Below are 22,913 nucleotides of genomic sequence, written 5' to 3' on the forward strand. Positions count from 1 at the left end.
ATGCAGGGAGTGGGGCTGGTCTATGTGCTTTTATTGTTAGGACTGATTTGCCCGACACTTTTTACAGAAAATCAGACAAAAGAGAAGGTACAGGAGGTCTCTGACTCAAATGCCGGTGCATATGAAGGCACTGCAGAAGAGAAGCCTAAAATAGCACTTACGTTTGATGATGGCCCCAGTGCAGAATGTACTCCTATGCTTCTGGATGGGCTCAAAGAAAGAGGCGTGAAGGTTACTTTTTTTCTGATTGGGCAGAATGTGGAGAAAGATAATAACTGTGAAATTGTGAAACGTATGTACGAAGAGGGACATTTAATCGGAAACCATACGTACCACCATGTAGAAATCACCAGAGTGAGCAACGAGACTGCCTATCAGGAGATTGCAATGGGAAATGAGGCTATCAAGAATATAACCGGGCAGGAAGTAGAATATATGAGGCCCCCCTTTGGTTTGTGGCAGAAGGGATTGGAGCAGAGGGTACATGTACTGCCGGTTATGTGGACGATTGATCCGCTCGACTGGGCAACGGGAAATACAGACGAAATTGTTAATAAGGTAGTGACGAGGGCAGAAGAAAATGATATTATTCTATTACATGATTGTTACGACAGTTCCGTAAAAGCAGCCCTGCGCATTATAGATTTGCTGCAGGCGGAGGGGTTTGAGTTTGTGACGGTAGACAAATTGATGATGAATTAGAGAAAGTACGGTGAGAACAGTGGATTTGTTCGATTATATGAGAGAGACCAATAAGGAAAAAGAGGCGCCTCTTGCTTCGAGGATGCGCCCGGCCACCTTGGATGAAGTAGTAGGACAGCAGCATATCATAGGCAAGGATAAGCTTCTGTATAGAGCAATTAAGGCGGATAAGCTGAGCTCCCTGATTTTTTACGGGCCTCCAGGGACAGGAAAGACAACACTTGCAAAGGTAATCGCCAACACGACCAGTGCCCAGTTCAGGCAGATTAACGCCACGGTTGCCGGGAAGAAAGACATGGAGGAAGTTGTCAAAGAGGCAAAAGATTTATTGGGGATGTACCAGAAGAAGACAATTCTGTTCATCGATGAGATTCACAGATTTAACAAAGGACAGCAGGATTATCTACTTCCCTATGTAGAGGACGGTACCATAACCCTTATCGGGGCTACGACGGAGAATCCGTACTTCGAGGTGAACAGCGCCCTCCTGTCCAGGTCCGGCATATTTGAGCTAAAGGCATTGAGCCGGGAAGAGGTAAAAACTATTCTAAAGCGTGCAGTATATGACAAAGACAAGGGTATGGGCAGTTTCAAGGCAGAAATTGATGAAGATGCCCTGGAATTTCTTGCTGATGTATCAGGAGGAGATGCCAGACAGGCTTTAAATGCGGTGGAGCTGGGAGTGCTGACTACCCAGCGAAGTGAAGACGGGCTTATTCATCTCACTCTGGAGGCAGCCTCCGAATGTATCCAGAAGCGGGTGGTACACTACGACAAAGCAGGCGATAATCACTACGATACGATTTCAGCTTTTATAAAAAGTATGAGGGGCTCAGATCCCGATGCGGCAGTCTATTATCTGGCAAAAATGTTGTATGCAGGGGAGGATATTAAGTTCATCGCCAGGCGGATTATGATTTGCGCCTCGGAGGATGTGGGAAATGCGGACCCCATGGCTCTCACAGTCGCAGTATCGGCTGCCCAGGCAGTGGAGCGCATTGGAATGCCGGAATCACAGATTATTCTCTCCCAGGCAGTGACTTATGTAGCATCGGCTCCGAAAAGTAATTCTGTGGTAAATGCTATATTTGCGGCAAATGAAAGTGTGAGACGGCAGAAAACAACTGTTCCTGCCCACCTGCAGGACGCACATTATAAAGGCTCAAAGAAAATGGGACGCGGGACCGGCTATAAGTATGCCCACGATTATCCCGGACACTATGTAAAACAGCAGTATCTTCCTGACGAAATCAAAGACGCCAGATTCTACGAGCCAGGTGTTCTGGGATATGAAAAGACAATCAAAGAATATTTAGAGAAGCTTAGACAGGAGTAAAGCATAGATATCCTGGCTTCTTCCGGCCCAGTTATTGGCGATAGTTTCAGCTTCGGTTTTTGTGGGGACAGTGATTTTCAAATCGATTAGGCTGAAACCATTCTCCACTATCCGGCATCTGACTTCATATTCGTGGTTCGTGTTCAGATAGTAGTCTGATTTTACTGCGGATTCTTCCTTCAGGTCATATTGTTTTTCTCTAAGGAATTCGTTGATATCCTTCTGGATGCCGGGTGAAATTTTATTTGTAAAAAAACGTATAGTCTCAGTTCCATTTTCTGTCAGGTGATAGAGCGTGCGGTTATGGGTTGTCTCGGCTTCCAAAAGCTCGGAATCCACCATGTCCGACAGGGCCTCCTGCAGTTTAAAGTAGGTTGTATAACCTTTATCTAGTATAAACTCTGAGATTTGGGATGTAGTAAGCGGAAAATCTACTTTCTTTAACATATATAGTACAATCAATTTGTATAAGGTAAATGTTTCAGTCATAGTACTCCTTTCCCTGCCATATATCTTGTTCTTTCAGATAACGGTGCAGTGTGTTTAAAACAGTTCTTTTATTGCCGGCCCAGAGAGGGGCAATCAATAACTCTGACGGCCCATCCCCTGTCAGACGGTGTATAGTAATCCGTGGATTCAGGCGGGCGATGCAAACGCCCAGAAACTGGATATATTCCATCATATCGGGGATATGAAAAGGATGATTCCTATATTCTGAGGCAAGCACTGTATCCTTTAAGACATGGAGAAGCTGTAGTTTAATGCCCTGAATATCCATGTGGTTCAGATAATCCAAAGTTTCCAGCATATCTTTCCGGGATTCTCCGGGAAGATAGAGAATCATGTGGACAATTACTGTAATTCCAAGACTCCGCAAATGCCGGACTGCGTCCTCAAAGGCAGTCAAGTCATATCCTCTGCGAATGTATGATGCAGTCTCAGAGTGAATTGTTTGAAGTCCCAGCTCTATCCACACAGGCTTTATCTGATTAATCTTATCAAGAAGTACAAGGACATCCTCACCCAGGCAGTCAGGCCTGGTGGCGATGGAGAGAATCCTGACCTCCGGATCCCGGATAGCTTCTCTGTATAGCTTTTTCAGATATGGGACAGGTGCATATGTATTGGTAAAAGCTTGAAAATATGCAATGTAGGAATGTACCGGACGCTTTCTTTGCAAAGCTTCTTTTCCACATGCAATCTGCTCGGAAATCGAGGCACGGGCGTTGCCGGCAAAGTCACCGGAGCCCTTGCTGCTGCAGAAGATACAGCCGCCTTTGCCGACGGTACCATCACGGTTAGGGCAAGTCATACCGCCGTTTAAGGTGATTTTATAAACCTTTTCTCCATAGATGGTCTTTAGATCATAATCCATTGAATGGTAACGTTTTTCTCCCCAGTGGTTCATCTGTGCCAGCCCCTTAAATTTCTTGATTATCTGCCCATTATCATAACACTCATGGAAATACAGCGCAAGAAGGAACGTGGTGAAAGAAGACACATTTAAAAAAAACTTTCCTTTTTTTGAAAGATGATGTATAATGGCACCAGATTCAATTAATGTTTTAGGAGGCTTTAAGCTTTCGCCTAAATTCGGACAAGTCACTTCAGACTGAGGTTCCCGCGATATTTTATTAAAACAGTTTTGAAAATTATATTATGGATTTATAGGAAAGGAAATATATTGTATGACGAGAGAAAAATATGAATCTCTGCCTCTTGCTACGCTGAGAGAGTTGGCAAAAGCCCGCAAAATGAAGGGTGTATCTACTATGAAGAAAGGTGAACTGATAGATGCCATGCTGGACCGGGATGAAAAAGAAAATATGGAAGCAGCAAGAGCAGAAGCAAAAGAGGAAGTAAAAGAGGAATTGAAGGAGAAAAAGGAAGGCACTGATATTGAACAGCTGGACAGCGGCAATTCTGCCAATGGAATACTGGAAGTGCTGCCCGATGGATATGGCTTTATCCGGTGTGAAAATTACCTGCCGGGGGAGAATGATGTATATGTATCACCGTCCCAGATTCGGAGATTTAACCTGAAGACGGGAGATATTATCTCGGGAAATACAAGGGTTAAGACACAGTCTGAAAAGTTCAGCGCACTGTTGTATGTTTCTACGATTAACGGCATGAGACCTGCAGAAGCATCGAAAAGACATAATTTCGAGGATTTGACACCTATTTTTCCCAATCAGCGTCTCCGCTTGGAAACGCCGGGATGCACTACCGCAATGAGAATCGTGGATCTGCTTTCTCCTATAGGAAAAGGGCAGAGAGGTATGATTGTATCCCCCCCCAAGGCAGGAAAGACAACCTTGTTAAAAGAGGTGGCACTTTCCGTCCAGAAGAGAGAGCCTAATATGCATCTTCTGATTCTTCTGATTGATGAGCGCCCAGAAGAGGTGACAGATATTAAAGAAGCCATTGCAGGCCCCAATGTGGAAGTGATTTATTCTACATTCGATGAGCTTCCGGAGCACCACAAAAGAGTATCTGAGATGGTAATTGAACGTGCAAAGCGTCTGGTGGAGCACGGGAAAGATGTTACAATTCTTTTAGACAGTATTACAAGGCTTGCACGTGCCTATAACCTGACTGTGCCGCCGTCAGGAAGAACTCTTTCAGGAGGCCTTGACCCGGCTGCCTTGTATATGCCAAAAAGGTTCTTTGGCGCTGCCAGGAATATGAGAGAAGGCGGAAGCCTCACTATTCTTGCAACGGCCCTTGTGGATACGGGAAGCAAGATGGATGATGTAGTTTATGAGGAATTTAAAGGAACAGGCAATATGGAACTGGTGCTGGACAGGAAGCTGCAGGAAAAGAGAGTATTTCCGGCAATCGATATTCCAAAGTCAGGAACGAGAAGAGAAGACCTTTTGCTCAGCAGGGAAGAACAGGATGCAGTCTATATCATCCGCAGAGCTATGAACGGCCTGAAAGCGGAAGAGGCAGTAGATAATCTGCTCAATATGTTCTCACAGACGAAGCACAATGGAGAGCTGGTTCAAATGGTAATTAAGAAAAAATTTATCTAGACTGAACTGTTATCAATACATGATCAAAAAAACTTGCAAAACGAAAAATCATATGATATGATAATAGAGCTGTTTAGAGAATGTAAGTAAATTTAAAATAGAGAGGTGAAAATCATGAAAGAAGGAATCCATCCAGAATACCATCAGGCAACAGTAACCTGCAACTGTGGAAATACATTTGTAACAGGTTCAACAAATGAAAGCATTCATGTGGAAATTTGCTCTAAATGTCATCCGTTCTATACTGGTCAGCAGAAATCTAACCAGGCTCGCGGACGTGTTGATAAGTTCAACAAGAAATATGGCATGAAATAAGAATGAACGATTGCAGGCTGAGGTGAGATATCTCAGCCTCTTTTCTGCTATAGAAGGATAGGAGGATGCATGAAATCATCAAACATAGGCGGTCAGGCAGTACTGGAAGGTATTATGATGAAGAATCAGGACAGGTATGCTGTAGCGGTCAGAAAACCAAACAAGGAAATTGAGGTTGATGTCCAGGAATATCACAGTGTGGTGCCGTGGAAGCCGCTGCAAAAAACACCTTTCATACGCGGCATTTTTAATTTTATCGATTCACTGGTGCTGGGGATGAAGACCCTCACATATTCGGCCGGCTTTTTTGAGGACGAGGAAGAGACAGAGGAAGAACTGACAGAGGCGGATATTGCTAAGAAGGAAAAACAGGAAAAGAGGATTATGAACCTGACGGTTGCATTTTCAGTGGTTCTTGCGGCCGGTATTTTTATGATTCTTCCGTATTTTCTCAGCAACATCTTAAAACGGCATGTTTCTTCCAGGGGGATGATCACAGTTGTTGAGGGAATCCTCCGCGTCGCAATTTTTCTGGGATATATCTGGCTTATATCCAGGATGGAAGACATCCAGAGGACATTTATGTACCACGGCGCGGAGCATAAGTGTATTAACTGCATTGAACACGGACTTGTGCTGAATGTGGAAAATGTGCGTAAAAGCTCCAGACAGCATAAACGCTGTGGAACCAGTTTTCTGTTTTTTGTCATGATCGTAAGTATTATATTCTGCTTTTTTATCACAGCGGAGTCTCAGATTATGAGGGTTGTCCTGAGAATTGCCCTTCTGCCTTTGATCGCAGGGGTATCCTACGAACTGATCAGAGTGGCGGGAAACAGTGATAATTACTGGATTAATTTGCTGAGTAAGCCGGGAATGTGGGTCCAGAACATGACCACCAGTGAACCTGACGATAGTATGATTGAGGTGGCAATCTGTGCAGTGGAAGCTGTATTTGACTGGAAGGCATATCAAGAGGAAAACTTTGGAAGCCTGCAGGAAAACCCTGGGAGTGAAAACGCCGGGGCACAAATGCCGGTTCAGGCGGATGGCGGAGGACAGTAGATATGACTCTGCAGGAAGCCCGTCATCGGGGAAGCCGTATTCTTCAAAATTCGGGGATTTTGGAGGCAGATTTGGACGCACAGCTCCTTTTGGAGCATGTAACTAAAGTCAGTCTTGCCATGTATTATGCAATGCCGGAAAAGGCCATGACCCCGGAAGAGGAAAAAAAGTACTTTGCCTATATAGATAAAAGGGCCCGGCACATCCCTCTTCAGCACATCACAGGCACACAGGAATTTATGGGACTTAAGTTTCAGGTAAATGAAGATGTACTGATTCCAAGGCAGGACACAGAAGTGCTTGTAGAGGAGGCGCTGAAGCTCGTAGAGATATCAGTAAAGAAAAAACAGGGAAATGTTCCTACAGACAAGGGGATGTTTCGAATGCTGGATATGTGTACCGGGTCGGGGTGTATTCTACTTAGTATTCTGCATTATGCCGGGAGATTTACGGAGGTTCAGCTAGAGGGAACAGGGGTAGATATTTCTGAAAAGGCTTTGGCGGTCGCGTCAGCAAATGCAGATACACTTCACGTTCCGGCAGAGTTTTTTTTCAGTGATCTGTTCGAGCGGGTGACAGGTCATTATCAGATGATTGTTTCAAACCCTCCATATATTAGAACAGATGTCATAGAGACTCTGCAGAAGGAAGTGAGATGGCATGATCCTGTTCTGGCTTTGGATGGAAAAGGAGATGGCCTGTACTTCTATAGAAAAATCATAGAGGCATCGGGCAGGTATCTCACGAAAGGCGGGTACTTACTGTTTGAAATTGGGGCTGATCAGGGAGAATCGGTGGCGGCTTTGATGTGGCACTTAGGATATCGTGATGTCGCAGTAAAAAAGGATTTGGCAGGTCTTGACCGGGTTGTCATTGGCGTGTATGATAAATAATGAGTCTGCCGAAATGCAGGAAAGGATAGAAAAAGATGTTTGATAAATTAGAAGATCTGCTGATCCGCTACGAAGAACTGATGGGTGAGCTGCAGGAGCCTGATGTGGCCAATGACCCTGAACGCTTTCGGAAGCTGATGAAAGAGCAGAGTGATCTGACTCCGATTGTGGAGGCATATAAAGAATATAAACGGAGTAAACAAAATATTGAGGACAGTCTTGTCATGTTGGAAGAAGAGTCCGACGAAGAGATGCGGGAGCTGGCGAAGGAGGAATTGAATGATTCCAAAAACCGTGTTGAAGAACTGGAGCAAAGGTTAAAGATTCTCCTTTTACCAAAAGACCCTAACGATGATAAAAACGTTATTGTAGAAATCCGCGCCGGTGCAGGCGGGGACGAAGCAGCCTTATTTGCAGCCGAAATTTACCGCATGTATGTACATTATGCAGAGGGACGCAGATGGAAAATTGAGATGATCTCTCTGAATGAGAATGGAATCGGCGGCTTTAAGGAGTGCGTATTCATGATTACAGGCCAGGGTGCCTATTCCCGTCTGAAATATGAAAGTGGTGTTCACCGCGTACAGCGGGTTCCCGAGACAGAAAGCGGCGGCAGGATCCACACATCTACTGTTACGGTAGCAATTATGCCGGAAGCAGAGGAAGTGGACGTTGTGATTGATGATAAAGATATTCGTATCGACGTTATGCGCGCCTCAGGGAACGGAGGGCAGTGCGTCAATACGACAGATTCGGCAGTGCGTCTGACACACTATCCTACGGGAATTGTCATTTACAGCCAGACCGAAAAGTCACAGCTCCAGAATAAGGACAAAGCTTTTCGTCTGCTTCGGTCTAAATTATATGATCTGGAGATGGAAAAACAGCAGGCATCGGAAGCTGAGGCCAGGAGAAGCCAGATCGGAACCGGAGACCGTTCCGAAAAAATCAGAACCTACAATTTCCCACAGGGAAGAGTTACAGATCACAGGATTAAGCTGACACTGCACAAGCTGGATACAGTACTGCACGGAGACCTGGATGAAATTATAGACAGCCTGATTGCGGCGGACCAAAGTGCAAAGCTGGCTAAGATGAATGAGGGTTAAGTATTGTTAAAACATACGCTGGGTGTTTGAATTTCTCAAACACCCTTTTATGATACAAATGATAGAAAAAGAGGAAATGGATATGGGAGAAAAGCTAAAAAAATTATTTGCTTATTACAAGCCTTACAAGGGGCTGTTTTACAGTGATATGGTATTTGCTATACTGGGAGCAGCGGTGACACTCGTGATTCCCATGATTGTCAGATACATTACCAATGAAGTTGTTTACTTCGGAGCATCTCAGGCGAGACAAGCAGTTCTGGTGCTGGGAGCGGTGATGCTGGGGCTGGTAGCCCTGGAAATGTTCTGCAACTTTTATATTGCATATTTTGGGCATATTATGGGGGCAAAGATGGAAGCGAATATGCGCCGGGATATTTTCGGACATTATCAGAAGCTGACCTTTGCCTTTTATGACAATCAGAAGGTTGGCCACTTGCTTTCCAGAATTACAAGTGATCTGTTCGATATTAGTGAACTGCTTCATCACGGGCCGGAGGATCTGGTGATATCTGTTATTAAGATGGTGGGTTCTCTTGTTATTCTGCTGACAGTAAATGTCAAACTTGCTCTTGTTGCATTTATATTTATTCCGCTTATGGTAATCTTTGCTTTCTATACTAACAGGAAGATGAAGGTTGCGTTTAAGAGAAACAGGGAAAAAATTGGTGAAATCAACAGCCAGATTGAGGACAGCCTTTCCGGTATACGGGTAGTAAAATCCTTCGCAAATGAAAATATAGAAATGAAAAAGTTCAAAGTCGGGAATGATAATTTTGTGAAGGCGAAGAGGATGAGCTATAAGTATATGGCAATCTACAACTCTGGTCTGGGCGCCATGAGTACAATGATTACAGTTGTTGTATTAATTTCCGGGGTGGGAATGATGATGTTAGGCAGACTTGCCGTGACAGATTTGATTACTTTCCTGCTATATATTAATAATCTTACAGATCCTGTAAAGAAGCTTGTGGCACTTACAGAACAGTTTCAGAATGGCTACTCTGGCTTTGAAAGATTTTTGGAAATTATGTCAATCGCACCGGATATTGCAGACGAGCCGGATGCAGTTTCTCTGCCGGAAGTAAAAGGAAATATTGGGTTTAAGAATGTTTCCTTTTATTATGAGGATAAAAATAAAAAAGTGTTGGATAACCTGAATCTGAAGGTAGAAGCAGGGGATTATATCGCTCTTGTAGGACCCTCCGGCGTGGGAAAAACTACGCTTTGCAGTCTTATTCCAAGATTTTACGAGGTGTCAGAAGGCGGAATCTATCTGGATGGGACAGATATCCGTCATATTAAACTCGACGAATTACGCAGCCATATCGGAATTGTACAGCAGGATGTCTACCTGTTTGCAGGCAGTATTATGGACAATATCAGGTACGGAAAACCGGGAGCTACAGATGAGGAGGTAGTCCGGGCAGCCAGAAACGCCAATGCCCATGAGTTTATTATGGAATTCCCGGAAGGATATGATACAGATGTGGGACAAAGAGGTGTAAAACTATCGGGTGGGCAAAAACAGAGACTCTCCATTGCCAGAGTGTTCTTAAGGAACCCGGAAGTTCTTATTTTCGACGAGGCTACATCTGCGTTGGACAATGAAAGTGAACATGTTGTTCAGCAGTCTATGGAAAGCCTGTCAAAAAATAGAACAACATTTGTCATTGCCCATCGTCTCTCTACTATCCGCAACGCCGGACGGATCTTGGTTCTCACGGAGAATGGGATCGCAGAGCAGGGAACCCATGAAGAATTGCTTGCAAAAAGGGGCATTTATGCAGGGCTTTATGATGCGAATATTGTCAAATAAATAAAGAGTATGGTATAATGCTCTTACTTGGCGAGGTACTTTCGAGCCTAGAAAGACATATACCTAAACACTTAGCGAGGTATTTTCGAGCTTAGTATTTATGGTATACTAACAAAACCTAAGAAGGAGACATAAAAAGGATAAGCATGGAGGAAATAAATTTTAAGAGACCTGAATTGGAAGACAAAGATATTATCACTGCCTATTTTAAGAAAGCTCCCAGCAGAAGCTGCGAAAGAACTTTTAGCAATGTATTTCTCTGGTCGAGATTTTATAAAGTGAAGTATGCAATTATAGAAGATACCCTTGTGTTTAGAAATGATGAAGATGGAATAGCATTTTCCTATCCGGCCGGGGAACCCCAGTGTGTAAGGAATGCTCTGGAGTTTCTTATGAAGTACAGTGAAAAACAGGGTTACCCGTTTAAGCTTTACCACGTGACCAAAGAACTTTTCACGCAGCTTGAGGGGTGGTATCCAGGAGAATTTCAGGTAGAGTATGTACGAGACGCGGCAGATTATGTTTATGAATCTGAGAAGTTATCTAGGTTATCAGGAAAGAAGCTGCACAGTAAAAGAAACCATCTCAATAAATTCAAAGCATTATATCCTGACTGGGGCTATGAATCTTTAAATGATGAGAATCTGGAAGAATGTTTTCAGATGGCATTGAAGTGGCGCAACCTCAATGATGTCGATGGTGACTCAGAAAAGAATGCAGAGATGAGTGTAACTCTCAATTCTCTTCGTCTGTATAAAGAATTAGGAGAAGTCGGGGGCATTCTGCGTATAAGCGGCGAAATTGTCGCTTTTGCAGTCGGAGAAGCCATATGTGATGATACATTTGTTGTCCATATTGAGAAAGCATTTACTGATGCACAGGGGGCTTATGCTATGATTAATCAGCAGTTTGTGGAGCATGAATGTGTGGACCGTTATAAATATGTGAACCGTGAAGATGATGCCGGGGCGGAGGGACTGCGCAAAGCAAAACTTTCATACAAACCGGTCTTTATGGTGGAAAAAGGGATTGTTACCAGAAAATAACAGGAGGAAATGCAATGATATCAAAGAAAATGGAAAATATGGTTGCTAATAGTTCTGCAATCCGCGCAATGTTTGAGGAAGGCAACCGTTTGGCTGTAATTTATGGGGCAGACAAAGTATATGATTTCAGTCTTGGCAATCCAAATGTGCCGGCACCCCAAGCGGTTCAAGATGCAGTCCGGCAGATATTTGATGAAGAAGATCCTGTTGTACTCCACGGGTATACAAACAGCAATGCGGGCTACCAGGATGTAAGGCAGGCCGTGGCAGAGTCTTTGAATAGCAGATTCCGGACAAATTTTGCAGCGAGAAATATTACCATGACAGTGGGAGCGGCAGGAGGCTTAAATGTAATTTTAAAATCTTTGCTAAACCCGGGGGATGAAGTTATTGTATTTGCACCTTATTTCGGTGAATACAGAAGCTATGCCGATAACTATGACGGAGTGCTTGTGGAGATATCTCCAAACACAGCAAATTTTCAGCCAAAGCTTGGTGAGTTTGAGACAAAAATAACTTCCAGAACAAAAGCTGTCATTGTAAATACTCCAAATAACCCGACCGGAGTCGTATATTCTGAGGACACCATCAAAAAGATGGCAGCAATTATGGAGAAAAAGCAGGAAGAGTACGGCACAGCAATTTATCTGATATCAGACGAACCGTACAGAGAACTGGCTTATGACGGTGTGGAGGTTCCTTACCTGACGAAATACTATACAAACACAGTAATAGGATATTCCTACAGCAAATCTTTGTCACTTCCCGGAGAGCGGATAGGGTATTTGGTTATACCGGATGAGGCAGCCGACAGTGACAAGCTCATGGATGCGGCGAACGTGGCAACCAGAATCCTTGGATTTGTCAATGCACCGACTCTTCAGCAGAAAGTTGTTAAGAAGTGCCTCGACGAAAAGACGGACATTTCCTATTACAACAGAAACCGAGAGACATTATACAGCGGATTAAAAGAACTGGGCTTTGAATGTATTAAACCGGAAGGAGCATTTTACCTGTTTATGAAATCTCCTGTGGAGAATGAGAAGGAATTCTGCGCCTCAGCGAAAAAGTACAATATTCTTATTGTTCCGGGATCGTCTTTTGCATGTCCCGGTTATGTACGCCTTGCCTATTGCGTATCCTATGAGACAATTGTAAATTCTCTGCCTAAGTTTGCAGAACTGGCAGCGGAGTATAAATAGATAGGAGCTATAGATGGAAATAAATGAAAATCTTCTGAAAAATATCCGTAAAGTGGAGCCTTATGTGCCAGGTGAGCAGCCACAGAATAAGGTTGTTAAGTTAAACACCAACGAGAATCCATACCCTCCGGCGCCGGGGGTACAAAAGGCGCTTAGGGAGCTGGAATATGACCGTTTCCGCCTGTATCCGGATCCTACAGCAAAAAACCTGGTGGATATTCTGGCAAAATATTATCATGTGGGTAATGACCAAGTATTTGTGGGTGTGGGTTCGGATGATGTTCTGGCAATGTGTTTTCTGACATTTTTCAATTCAGAAAAGCCAGTATTGTTCCCAGATATTACCTATTCCTTTTACAAGGTATGGGCAGGACTCTATGGCATTCCTTATGAGTGTCCAAAGCTGGATGGAGATTTCCGTATACAAAGGGAGGATTACTACAGGGACAATGGGGGAATTATATTTCCAAATCCCAATGCGCCTACAGCTATATATGAAGAGCTGGAGTTCATAGAGGATATTCTGCGCCATAATCAAGATGTGATTGTGATTGTGGATGAAGCATACATAGATTTTGCAGGCAGATCTGCTTTGGAACTTTTGGCGAAATATCAGAATCTTATTGTTGTACAGACCTTTTCAAAAGCAAGATCCATGGCAGGAATGAGAATAGGTTATGCGATAGGGGATCCTGAGTTGGTAAAGTGTTTAAATGATGTTAAATATTCTTTTAATTCTTATACCTTGAATCTGCCTTCATTAATTTGTGGGGCCGAGGCCGTGAAAGACAGAGAGTATTTTGAAAAAGTAATCTCGGAGATTGTTGATACAAGAGAATGGACAAAAAAAGAGCTGCGCGGCCTGGGTTTTGAGTTCCCGGATGCAAAGGCTAATTTCATATTTGCGGCACATCCGGATTACAATGGAGAAGAACTATTCCAGGCATTAAAGAGAGAGAACATTTATGTCAGGCACTGGAACAGTGAAAGAATAGGACAGTACCTGCGTATTTCGATCGGAACGAAAGAAGAGATGGGAATACTTTTTGATTCTTTGAAGAGATATATTAGTAAACAGGGGGATTATAATTTATGAGTCATGCTTTAATGAATTGGTTTATCATAAATTTGGGCGGGAAGGTAAGCAAAAAACTAATTGTTTTTATAATTTCTATGGTTCCGATTTTGGAGCTTAGAGGAGGACTGCTTGCTGCCGGTCCCCCCTTTTTAGATGTGCAAAAATGGCAGGCGGTTCCTATTTGCATTATTGGTAATCTGTTGCCGATTCCTTTTATATTACTGTTGATCACAAGGATTTTTGACTGGATGAAAGGTACAAAAAAATTGAGACCCATGGTGGAGAAACTGGAAACAAAAGCCATGAGTAAAAGCGCTAACATTGAGAAATATGAATTTTGGGGGCTTCTGATTTTTGTGGGAATTCCGCTTCCCGGTACGGGAGCGTGGACAGGGGCGCTGATTGCAGCACTTTTGGGAATCCGATTTAAAAAAGCATTTCCCGCCATTGCGCTTGGAGTCCTTATGGCAGGGTGTATTATGACCATTTTGTCATATGGAATTATCGGAGGCATATTTGGCTGATCATTCTCTGCAAATTCATATCCGTTGACAGGACAGGTGAAAGACCGTATAATGAAAAAGTAGAAGGAAGGAAAGAATATCCATGTATAGTGAGGAAAAACGGAATCAAATCTGGAAAGTCGTGATGACTGTATCTACAGTAGTGATTATCGTCATAGCTGCCTTTTTCATAATAAAGCTTTTTACGGCCAATCCACTGGAAGGTAAATGGAGCAATGAAGACATCAATTTGGTTATGACCATCAGAGGAGATGGCAAAGTGGTGCTTGAATGGCCAAAAGAGTATGAAGATGCAGGTGTATCTGTGGTGACAAAATACAACATTGACAAGGAGACAAAGACCTTTACAATAAATGTTTCGGAAGATGCCATACAGGAGGCCGCAGGTACTTCGGATGGCAGCGTAACCGCAGACACTCTGAAGTCGGCGGCAGATCAGATGGAAGGTACCTTTGATTACAGCATCGAGAATAAACAATTAGTTCTGACAGACAGAGAATACGGAGAAAGGATGGTCTTCGTTAAAAAGTAACGGGTAAACAGGGAAGGCTTTCCCTGTTTATTCTTTCTTAATGGGAAACATGCCGGAGAGAGGAAGTGCAGTTATGGAGTTTTTAAGGGAGAACACAAAGGAAATAAAAATAGGGGATGTAGTAATCGGAGGAAATCATCCGGTTGCAATCCAGTCTATGACGAACACAAAAACAGAGGATGTGGAGGCGACAGTATCACAGATATTGAAGCTGGAAGCGGCAGGATGCGAAATTATCCGTTGTGCAGTGCCAACAATGGAAGCGGCACTGGCATTAAAAGAGATCCGCAGTAAGATTCACATTCCGCTGGTTGCAGATATTCATTTTGACTACCGGCTTGCCATTGCCGCTATAGAAAACGGGGCTGATAAGATTCGGATTAATCCCGGCAATATCGGAAGTGAAGAGAGATTGCGCACGGTCGTGGAAAAAGCAAAAGAATACCAGGTTCCAATCCGTGTAGGGGTCAACAGTGGTTCTCTGGAAAAACAGCTGGTTGAAAAATACGGTGGTGTAACTGCAGCGGGACTTGCGGAAAGTGCTCTGGATAAGGTAGATATGATTGAAAAGATGGGGTATGAGAATCTGGTAGTGAGCATTAAATCCTCGGATGTAATGATGTGCGTAAAGGCCCATGAATTGATTGCCGAGAGATGCCCTTACCCTCTGCACGTGGGAATTACAGAGGCGGGGACAGTATATACCGGAAATGTAAAGTCGTCCGTGGGTCTGGGAATTATTTTATATGAAGGAATCGGCAATACAATTCGCGTATCTCTTACTGGGGATCCCGCAGAGGAGATAAAGACTGCCAAATTGATATTGAAGACTCTGGACCTTCGCAGGGGGGGAATTGAGGTAGTATCCTGCCCTACCTGCGGTAGGACAAAGATTGATTTAATACAGCTTGCCACCCAGGTAGAGAATATGGTGGCAGATTTCCCTCTTGACATTAAGGTGGCCGTCATGGGCTGTGCAGTAAACGGCCCCGGGGAGGCGAAGGAGGCAGACATTGGTATCGCTGGGGGAGACGGCGTGGGACTGCTGATTAAAAAAGGTGAGATTGTGAAAAAGGTGAAGGAGGAGGAGCTTCTGGAAACCTTGCGACAGGAGTTGTTAAATTGGAAAAACTAGGAAATAAAAAACTCTTTTTCGGTGTATTCCCCACATTAAAGGTAGAGGATGATATACAAATACTGTTTCAGGATGTGGAGGTTCAGAAAGTCTCAACAAACTCAAAACACGATTTTTTGAATATACATATTCTGAGCAGGCATTTGATACAAAAGAAACATATCTGGCAGATGGAGCAGAAGATTAAAGAACAGCTTTTTGGGAAGGTCAGAATTACTATCCGGCTGGCTGAGCAGTATATTCTCTCTGAGCAGTATACGCCCGGTACATTGATGATGGAATATCATGACAGTATTGTGCAGGAGCTCAAAACTCACAGTGTTCTGGCCGCAAATATGCTTGAGCGGGCTAAAATGCACTTTGAGGGAGACAATGTTTTATATCTGGAAATGACCGGTACCATAGTAGCTGAAGGTAAAAGAGAATACATTGCCGGCCTCCTTTATGAAATTTTTGAAACAAGATTCAACATGAAGATAGATATCCGTGTGTCCTGCCGGGAATCCCAGGATGATAAGGAACGTGAATATGATGAACAGAGGGTCCAGCAGGAAATCAATGCTATTTTTGAGCGCCGCGCAAGGCAGCGGGGAGAGTTGCAGACAGAAAACGAGGGCTCTTCTCAAAACAATGAACAGAAAAAAGAAAAATCCCGGGAGAAGAGAAATGGTTCCGAGAAAAAGGGTGGGTTTAAAAGGAAAGACTTTAAGAAAAAAGACTTTTACAGGCCTCTGAAGCAGGGAGACGATCCGAGTCTGATTTTCGGAAGGAATTTTGATGATGAGCCAATCAGGTTGGATCAGGTTGTCAGTGAGATGGGGGAAATTACAATCCATGGCAAGATTATCAATTTTGATACCAGAGAAATCAGGAATGAAAAGACCATTCTTATGTTTGCAGTCAGTGATTTTACGGATACAATTACAGTAAAGATGTTTGCTCGCAACGACCAGCTTCCGGAGCTTTTGGGAGAGTTGAAGAAAGGTGTTTTTGTTAAGATAAAGGGAATTACAACAATTGATAAGTTTGACGGTGAATTGACCATAGGCTCAGTAACCGGTATCAGAAAAAGCAGTGACTTTACAGTGTCCAGAGAGGATTTGAGCCCGAGAAAGCGGGTGGAACTGCACTGTCACACAAAAATGAGCGATATGGATGGTGTTTCTGAGGTAAAGGATATTGTAAAAAGAGCCCATGACTGGGGGCATCCGGCAATCGCAATCACAGATCATGGAGTGGTTCAGTCCTTTCCAGATGCCAATCATTATATTGAAACATTAGATAAGGACGACCCTTTTAAAATTCTTTATGGTGTGGAAGGGTATATTGTTGACGATTTGACGAACATTGCAGTGAATGCCGGGGATGAAGACCTGAGCGGAACTTATACTGTGTTTGATTTGGAGACTACCGGCTTTAGTGCCATCAAGGATAAAATTATTGAAATCGGGGCGGTGAAGGTGGTAAATGGTGAGATTGTGGACCGGTTCAGCACCTTCGTGAACCCCAGACGCCCGATTCCCTTTGAAATTACGAAGCTTACAAGCATTACGGATGAGATGGTCATGGGATCACCTGATATTGAGCGTATTTTACCTCAGTTTCTAGAATTTGTGGGGGATAGTGTTCTCGTGGCCCACAATGCTGGGTTTGACGTGGGCTTTATAGAGCAGAACTGCCGATACCAGGACATAACACCTCATTTTGTCTATGTGGATACGGTGGCCCTCGCCAGAGTACTTCTGCCGGCCCTATCCAGATACAAATTGAATACTGTGGCAAAGGCCCTTGGCATTTCACTGGAAAATCATCACAGAGCGGTGGATGATGCGGCGGCTACAGCAGAAATCTTTGTAAAGTTTGTACAAATGCTTAAGGAGCAGAACATCACCACCTTGAAAGAAATAAACCGGTTTGGAGATATGAACCCTAATGCAATCCGCAAAATGCCCACTCATCATGTTATTATTTTGATCCAGAATGACATTGGAAGATTTAATTTGTATCAGCTGGTTTCTCAGTCCCACATTACCTATTATGGCAGAAGGCCGAGGATTCCAAAAAGTGCGCTGAATAAACATCGGGAGGGGCTTATTGTGGGAAGCGCCTGTGAGGCAGGGGAGCTATATCAGGCGGTTTTGGAAAGAAAGTCTTCAGAGTCTATTGCAAGACTTGCCGAATTTTATGATTATTATGAAATTCAGCCTCTTGGAAATAACAAGTTTATGCTGGAGAGCAACAAATATCCAGACATTAATTCCCTGGAGGATTTGCAGGATATTAATCGAAAAATCGTGGAACTTGGAGAGAAATTTAAAAAGCCTGTGGTTGCCACCTGTGATGTGCATTTCTTGGATCCGGAGGATGAGGTGTACAGACGTATTATTATGGCGGGAAAGGGATTTAATGATGCGGACGAGCAGGCGCCTCTTTACTTGAGAACTACGGAGGAGATGCTGGAGGAGTTTGAGTATCTGGGAGCAGCTAAGGCGCGAGAAATTGTGATCGATAATCCTAATAAGATTTGTGACATGATTGAGAAGATATCTCCTGTCAATCCAAATAAATGTCCTCCGGTCATCGAAAATTCGGAGCAGGATTTAAGAGATATCTGCTATAGCAGAGCCCATGAAATATATGGGCCCAATTTACCTGCTCCGGTGTCGGAGCGCTTGGAAAGGGAGCTGAACTCCATCATATCCAATGGGTATTCTGTGATGTACATTATCGCACAGAAGCTTGTCTGGAAATCCAATGAGGAGGGATACCTGGTGGGTTCCCGAGGTTCTGTAGGTTCCTCCTTCGTAGCCACTATGGCAGGGATTACAGAGGTCAACCCTTTAAGTCCCCATTACTACTGCCCCAAATGTCATTATAACGACTTTTTGTCTGACGAAGTCAAGGCGTTTGCAGGGGGCTGCGGTTTTGATATGCCGGATAAGGTGTGTCCCGACTGTGGAGAGCAGCTTGTAAAAGCCGGATTTGACATTCCTTTTGAAACCTTTCTCGGGTTCAAGGGAGACAAGGAGCCGGACATCGATTTGAACTTCTCAGGGGATTATCAGGCAAAAGCCCATAAATACACAGAAGTAATTTTCGGGGAAGGCCATACGTTTAAGGCAGGAACAATTGGGACTCTGGCAGATAAAACTGCTTTTGGTTATGTGAAAAATTATTACGAGGAGAGGGGGCACAGGAAGCGCAAATGTGAAATTGACAGGATTACCCAGGGCTGTACAGGTATCAGAAGAAGCACCGGGCAGCACCCGGGAGGAATTGTGGTACTTCCCCATGGACATGATATCAATGAATTTACACCGGTACAGCATCCGGCTAATGATATGGAGACAGATATCGTCACAACACATTTTGACTATCACTCTATCGACCACAACCTGCTGAAACTAGATATTCTGGGTCATGATGATCCTACGATGATCCGCACATTAGAGGAATATATTACATCGGATGCTATGGATAATGAGTACAATGAGGAGAATCCTTTTGTTGCGACTAAAATTCCTCTGGACGATAAAGATGTTCTCTCTTTATTCCACGATACCAGTGCACTGAAGATTAACCCGGAAGATATTGACGGATGCAAGCTGGGCTGCCTCGGGATTCCTGAGTTTGGCACAGACTTTGTTATTCAGATGGTACAGGATGCGAAACCCCAGTCTCTTTCTGACTTGATCAGAATTTCGGGATTGTCCCACGGTACAAACGTGTGGCTGGGCAACGCACAGGAGCTGGTGAAATCGGAAAAAGCAACAATTTCCACCTGCATCTGTACCCGGGATGATATCATGATCTATCTGATCAATCAGGGAGTGGACAGCGCACTCTCCTTTACTATCATGGAGAGTGTACGTAAAGGAAAAGGCCTGAAGCCGGAATGGGAAACTGCAATGAAAGAAAAGGGCGTGCCGGACTGGTATATCTGGTCATGCAAGCAAATCAGCTACATGTTTCCAAAAGCACATGCGGCAGCTTATGTTATGATGGCATATCGTATTGCCTACTGCAAGATCAATTACCCGCTTGCATATTATGGGGCATATTTTGGAATCCGCGCTAATGCATTTTCCTATGAAATCATGTGCCAGGGAAAAGAAAAATTGAATTATTATATAAAAGAGTATAAAAGAAGAGCAGATTCCCTCAGTAACAAAGAACAGGACGTAGTGAAAGATATGAAAATCGTCCAGGAAATGTATGCCAGGGGCTTTGAGTTCCTGCCGCTGGATATTTACAAGGCAAAGGCAACCAAATTTCAGATTATAGACGGCAAACTGATGCCCCCTTTGTCCAGTATCGAAGGAATGGGAGAAAAAGCAGCAGAGGCGGTGGAGGAAGCGTCCAAGGACGGGCCGTATCTTTCCCTGGATGATTTCCGCCAGCGCACAAAAGTCAGCAAGACAGTTATTGACTTTATGGCGGAATTGGGGCTGTTCGGCAATCTTCCCCAGAGCAACCAGTTATCTTTGTTTGATTTTGTGTAAGGTTATGATGTAGGGGTCAAAAGGTATTTTGACCCCTGATACCTACGGATTGCTCCGCACTTTGTGCTCCCGCAATCCTAAAAACATTCGAAATCCGCCCTGCTCGGGCTGCTTTCTCATGTTTTGCGGGCCCCAAGGTCATGCTTTTTCATGCAAGCATGAAACGCATGACCTTTTGACCCTGGTATCAGGTTATGATATAATGCTCTTACTTGGCGAGGTACTTTCGAGCCTAGAAAGACATATACCTAAACATTTAGCGAGATTTTTTCGAGCTTAGTATTTACGGTGTAATGCTACCAACAGGATTCAGAGAGGAGAAGGAATATGTACGATTTCGAGGATATCAAAAACGAAGATATTGAGATTGCGGACGCAATTCAGGCGGAGATGGAGAGACAGAATTCCCATATTGAGCTGATTGCGTCCGAGAACTGGGTGAGCAAGGCTGTTATGGCGGCTATGGGAAGTCCCCTAACCAATAAATATGCAGAAGGGTATCCGGGAAAAAGATATTACGGCGGATGCCAGTGTGTGGACGTGGTGGAGAATCTTGCAATTGAACGTGCGAAGGAATTATTCCACTGTGAGTATGCCAATGTACAGCCTCATTCCGGAGCACAGGCAAATATGGCAGCCATGTTTGCAATGGTGCAGCCGGGAGATAAGGTGATGGGAATGAATCTGGATCACGGCGGACATTTAACTCACGGTTCACCAGTGAATATATCGGGGAAATATTTTGACTTTACATCATACGGCGTGAATGAGAACGGCATAATTGATTATGATAGAGTACTCAAAATCGCAAAAGAACATAAACCAAAATTAATTATAGCGGGTGCCAGTGCCTATGCCAGGACCATTGATTTCAAGCGGTTCCGTCAAATTGCAGATGAAGTAGGGGCTTACCTAATGGTGGATATGGCCCATATTGCAGGGTTAGTTGCAGCGGGTCTGCATCCGAGCCCAATACCATACGCCCATGTTACAACCACGACGACTCACAAAACTTTGCGTGGACCCAGAGGCGGCATGATTCTTTCCAGCAAAGAGATGAATGAAAAGTTCAATTTCAATAAAGCCATCTTCCCCGGGACTCAGGGCGGCCCGCTGATGCATGTGATTGCGGCTAAAGCCGTCTGCTTCAAAGAAGCCTTGTCCCCTGAATTCAAGACCTATCAGGAACAGGTGGTTAAAAATGCAAAAGCCCTGTGCCGGGGCCTTCAGTCCCGCGGAATAAAAATTGTCTCTGGTGACACTGACAATCATCTGATGCTTGTAGATTTGACTGAAAATAATATCAGCGGCAAAGAACTGGAGAAACGTCTCGACAATGCCCATGTAACCTGCAACAAAAATACGATTCCCAATGATATCCGTTCTCCATTTGTGACAAGTGGAGTCCGACTTGGAACCCCCGCGGTAACTACCAGAGGAATGAAGGAATCAGATATGGATAGGATAGCTGAAATCATAGCTATGGTTATTGCTGATGAAGCCAACGTGGAAAACGCAAAAGAACAGGTAGCTGAGCTTACTAAAAAGTATCCTTTGTTATAAGTTTTCTACTGTACAAAAAAGTGCTTTAAAAATGGCTCCCGGATATACCATTAGAACCATTTTTGAAGCACTTATCATTAAATCTGAGATTCAGGAATCTTTTTAGTTATTGCATCAATCATTTGAAAAATGGGACAGTGAATTAATTGCATAATACCCAAGTACAAAAGTCACTATGGATATTAAGGCGGAAGAAATCCACCAGCTCATATTAGCCTCCACAGGAAGGGCAGGTATTATCTTATCCTTAAATATCTCGGAAGTAGATCCAAGAACGAACCCTATAATCATACAATAAGTCTGATGTGGAAAATTATTCAGCGTCCATTCAATTGGCTTTGTAATGAGGAAAATCCCGATAACAGTAGAAATTCCCAAGACCCCAATATAGGCAATATCAAAATTGGTAATTGCCAAAAGTGTTGAATCATACATACCGAGTATAAGGAGCATGTGGGAGGTACTGATACCCGGCAGCACCAGCGCTAGGGCAATTATAATTCCTGCTACCAATATCATGAAATAATGTACGAATCCGGAGCCGGAACTTATATTAAAATTCCCGATTGGTATGAAACCGATAGAAATCACAAGGACTAATCCCACAAGAAAATAGATGACAGAAGAAACCTTAAATGAGGATTCTTTTGTTTTTTTGTATAAAGCCGGGATGCCGCCAATAACAGCACCAAGAAAGAAGAAGGAAACCGGTATTGGAAACTTCTCTAAAAGCCATTTAATCAGAAAAGCCAGAGATCCTATTCCGGCAGCCGCCCCTACACAAAACTTTATAAGGAAAAGTAAATTTCCCTTAAAATCTTTTAGAAAATTGCTGATGGAGGAGATCAGTCTATCATAAATCCCCAGCAGAATTGCCATTGTTCCTCCGCTTACTCCGGGTACACTCATAGAAGAACCAATGATAAAGCCCTTCAGTATAATTGTTAAGTTATTTTTTAATTTGTTATTCATATGCATAAAAACATATCCTGTAACCAGGCATATGTATTCCTTTCATCATGTTCATCCATAAGATTATACCGTAAATACTAAG

19 protein-coding genes are annotated in these 22,913 nt (G+C 43.6%); 16 read left to right on the forward strand and 3 right to left on the reverse strand.

What is annotated here, in order from left to right; genetic code table 11:
- Together EDD59_RS14545 and EDD59_RS14550 are read left to right on the forward strand one after the other, a co-directional pair.
- Complete coding sequence (locus tag EDD59_RS14545; RefSeq protein WP_456299103.1) at positions 1 to 702, forward strand: polysaccharide deacetylase family protein; 702 nt, start codon at positions 1 to 3, stop codon at positions 700 to 702.
- Between the two features lie 19 nt (positions 703 to 721).
- Complete coding sequence (locus tag EDD59_RS14550) at positions 722 to 2,038, forward strand: replication-associated recombination protein A (RefSeq protein ID WP_132383208.1); 1,317 nt, start codon at positions 722 to 724, stop codon at positions 2,036 to 2,038.
- On the opposite strand, the gene EDD59_RS14555 is transcribed toward EDD59_RS14550, so the two are convergent.
- Positions 2,015 to 2,527 carry a DUF4364 family protein gene (locus tag EDD59_RS14555; protein ID WP_132383156.1) on the reverse strand — a complete coding sequence of 171 codons (513 nt, stop codon included), beginning with the start codon at positions 2,525 to 2,527 and terminating at the stop codon, positions 2,015 to 2,017. The two genes, EDD59_RS14550 and EDD59_RS14555, sit on opposite strands and share 24 nt — an antisense overlap.
- Positions 2,520 to 3,446: a tRNA modification radical SAM protein MnmL/YtqA gene (locus EDD59_RS14560; RefSeq protein WP_132383210.1), complete on the reverse strand. Its 927-nt coding sequence runs from the start codon at positions 3,444 to 3,446 to the stop codon at positions 2,520 to 2,522. Before EDD59_RS14560 ends, EDD59_RS14555 begins: the two co-directional genes overlap by 8 nt.
- Positions 3,447 to 3,726: 280 nt before the next feature.
- Here EDD59_RS14560 and rho point away from each other — a divergent pair, with 280 nt between their 5' ends.
- The 14 genes from rho to glyA all read left to right on the forward strand — a co-directional run bounded on the left by rho (position 3,727) and on the right by glyA (position 21,859).
- Entirely contained in the window at positions 3,727 to 5,076 is a 1,350-nt protein-coding gene (gene rho / locus EDD59_RS14565; RefSeq protein WP_132383158.1) for a transcription termination factor Rho, read from the forward strand.
- 114 nt (positions 5,077 to 5,190) lie between these two features.
- A complete protein-coding gene (gene rpmE, locus EDD59_RS14570) occupies positions 5,191 to 5,391 on the forward strand; it encodes a 50S ribosomal protein L31 (RefSeq protein ID WP_132383160.1) in 201 nt (66 codons plus the stop codon).
- 69 nt (positions 5,392 to 5,460) lie between these two features.
- Entirely contained in the window at positions 5,461 to 6,456 is a 996-nt protein-coding gene (locus EDD59_RS14575) for a DUF1385 domain-containing protein (RefSeq protein WP_132383162.1), read from the forward strand.
- Between the two features lie 2 nt (positions 6,457 to 6,458).
- Positions 6,459 to 7,349: a peptide chain release factor N(5)-glutamine methyltransferase gene (gene prmC / locus EDD59_RS14580; RefSeq protein WP_132383164.1), complete on the forward strand. Its 891-nt coding sequence runs from the start codon at positions 6,459 to 6,461 to the stop codon at positions 7,347 to 7,349.
- A 35-nt stretch (positions 7,350 to 7,384) separates the two neighbouring features.
- Complete coding sequence (gene prfA, locus EDD59_RS14585) at positions 7,385 to 8,458, forward strand: peptide chain release factor 1 (RefSeq protein WP_132383166.1); 1,074 nt, start codon at positions 7,385 to 7,387, stop codon at positions 8,456 to 8,458.
- An 82-nt stretch (positions 8,459 to 8,540) separates the two neighbouring features.
- Positions 8,541 to 10,277, forward strand: coding sequence for an ABC transporter ATP-binding protein (locus EDD59_RS14590; RefSeq protein ID WP_132383168.1), 1,737 nt, complete (start codon positions 8,541 to 8,543; stop codon positions 10,275 to 10,277).
- A 146-nt stretch (positions 10,278 to 10,423) separates the two neighbouring features.
- Positions 10,424 to 11,323 carry a DUF2156 domain-containing protein gene (locus EDD59_RS14595; protein ID WP_132383170.1) on the forward strand — a complete coding sequence of 300 codons (900 nt, stop codon included), beginning with the start codon at positions 10,424 to 10,426 and terminating at the stop codon, positions 11,321 to 11,323.
- 14 nt (positions 11,324 to 11,337) lie between these two features.
- On the forward strand, positions 11,338 to 12,525 hold the full coding sequence (locus tag EDD59_RS14600; RefSeq protein WP_132383172.1) for a pyridoxal phosphate-dependent aminotransferase: 1,188 nt from the start codon (positions 11,338 to 11,340) through the stop codon (positions 12,523 to 12,525).
- Positions 12,526 to 12,538: 13 nt separating this feature from the next.
- Positions 12,539 to 13,621 (forward strand): histidinol-phosphate transaminase, encoded by a 1,083-nt coding sequence (hisC, locus tag EDD59_RS14605; RefSeq protein ID WP_132383174.1) that lies wholly within the window; start codon positions 12,539 to 12,541, stop codon positions 13,619 to 13,621.
- The gene (locus EDD59_RS14610) at positions 13,618 to 14,127 is read left to right on the forward strand and encodes a COG2426 family protein (RefSeq protein WP_132383176.1); all 510 of its coding nucleotides are present in this window, start codon (positions 13,618 to 13,620) and stop codon (positions 14,125 to 14,127) included. Before hisC ends, EDD59_RS14610 begins: the two co-directional genes overlap by 4 nt.
- 82 nt (positions 14,128 to 14,209) lie before the next feature.
- The gene (locus EDD59_RS14615; protein ID WP_132383178.1) at positions 14,210 to 14,659 is read left to right on the forward strand and encodes a hypothetical protein; all 450 of its coding nucleotides are present in this window, start codon (positions 14,210 to 14,212) and stop codon (positions 14,657 to 14,659) included.
- 73 nt (positions 14,660 to 14,732) lie between these two features.
- Positions 14,733 to 15,794, forward strand: coding sequence for a flavodoxin-dependent (E)-4-hydroxy-3-methylbut-2-enyl-diphosphate synthase (gene ispG / locus EDD59_RS14620; RefSeq protein ID WP_132383180.1), 1,062 nt, complete (start codon positions 14,733 to 14,735; stop codon positions 15,792 to 15,794).
- Entirely contained in the window at positions 15,782 to 20,296 is a 4,515-nt protein-coding gene (locus tag EDD59_RS14625) for a PolC-type DNA polymerase III (RefSeq protein ID WP_132383182.1), read from the forward strand. Before ispG ends, EDD59_RS14625 begins: the two co-directional genes overlap by 13 nt.
- Before the next feature lie 327 nt (positions 20,297 to 20,623).
- On the forward strand, positions 20,624 to 21,859 hold the full coding sequence (glyA, locus tag EDD59_RS14630; RefSeq protein ID WP_132383184.1) for a serine hydroxymethyltransferase: 1,236 nt from the start codon (positions 20,624 to 20,626) through the stop codon (positions 21,857 to 21,859).
- A 114-nt stretch (positions 21,860 to 21,973) separates the two neighbouring features.
- On the opposite strand, the gene EDD59_RS14635 is transcribed toward glyA, so the two are convergent.
- The gene (locus tag EDD59_RS14635; RefSeq protein WP_132383186.1) at positions 21,974 to 22,831 is read right to left on the reverse strand and encodes a DUF368 domain-containing protein; all 858 of its coding nucleotides are present in this window, start codon (positions 22,829 to 22,831) and stop codon (positions 21,974 to 21,976) included.
- Positions 22,832 to 22,913: the final 82 nt, after the last annotated feature.

Origin of the sequence: Muricomes intestini (assembly GCF_004346165.1) — a bacterium.
Classification (GTDB): Bacteria; Bacillota; Clostridia; order Lachnospirales; family Lachnospiraceae; genus Muricomes; species Muricomes intestini.

Bases quoted from the DNA above. Each gene is read 5' to 3' on its own strand.
- EDD59_RS14545 (WP_456299103.1), top strand. From the start codon at position 1: ATGCAGGGAGTGGGGCTGGTCTATGTGCTTTTATTGTTAGGACTGATT.
- EDD59_RS14555 (WP_132383156.1), bottom strand. From the start codon at position 2,527: ATGACTGAAACATTTACCTTATACAAATTGATTGTACTATATATGTTA.
- EDD59_RS14560 (WP_132383210.1), bottom strand. From the start codon at position 3,446: ATGAACCACTGGGGAGAAAAACGTTACCATTCAATGGATTATGATCTA.
- rho (WP_132383158.1), top strand. From the start codon at position 3,727: ATGACGAGAGAAAAATATGAATCTCTGCCTCTTGCTACGCTGAGAGAG.
- rpmE (WP_132383160.1), top strand. From the start codon at position 5,191: ATGAAAGAAGGAATCCATCCAGAATACCATCAGGCAACAGTAACCTGC.
- EDD59_RS14575 (WP_132383162.1), top strand. From the start codon at position 5,461: ATGAAATCATCAAACATAGGCGGTCAGGCAGTACTGGAAGGTATTATG.
- prmC (WP_132383164.1), top strand. From the start codon at position 6,459: ATGACTCTGCAGGAAGCCCGTCATCGGGGAAGCCGTATTCTTCAAAAT.
- prfA (WP_132383166.1), top strand. From the start codon at position 7,385: ATGTTTGATAAATTAGAAGATCTGCTGATCCGCTACGAAGAACTGATG.
- EDD59_RS14590 (WP_132383168.1), top strand. From the start codon at position 8,541: ATGGGAGAAAAGCTAAAAAAATTATTTGCTTATTACAAGCCTTACAAG.
- EDD59_RS14595 (WP_132383170.1), top strand. From the start codon at position 10,424: ATGGAGGAAATAAATTTTAAGAGACCTGAATTGGAAGACAAAGATATT.
- EDD59_RS14600 (WP_132383172.1), top strand. From the start codon at position 11,338: ATGATATCAAAGAAAATGGAAAATATGGTTGCTAATAGTTCTGCAATC.
- hisC (WP_132383174.1), top strand. From the start codon at position 12,539: ATGGAAATAAATGAAAATCTTCTGAAAAATATCCGTAAAGTGGAGCCT.
- EDD59_RS14610 (WP_132383176.1), top strand. From the start codon at position 13,618: ATGAGTCATGCTTTAATGAATTGGTTTATCATAAATTTGGGCGGGAAG.
- EDD59_RS14615 (WP_132383178.1), top strand. From the start codon at position 14,210: ATGTATAGTGAGGAAAAACGGAATCAAATCTGGAAAGTCGTGATGACT.
- ispG (WP_132383180.1), top strand. From the start codon at position 14,733: ATGGAGTTTTTAAGGGAGAACACAAAGGAAATAAAAATAGGGGATGTA.
- glyA (WP_132383184.1), top strand. From the start codon at position 20,624: ATGTACGATTTCGAGGATATCAAAAACGAAGATATTGAGATTGCGGAC.
- EDD59_RS14635 (WP_132383186.1), bottom strand. From the start codon at position 22,831: ATGAATAACAAATTAAAAAATAACTTAACAATTATACTGAAGGGCTTT.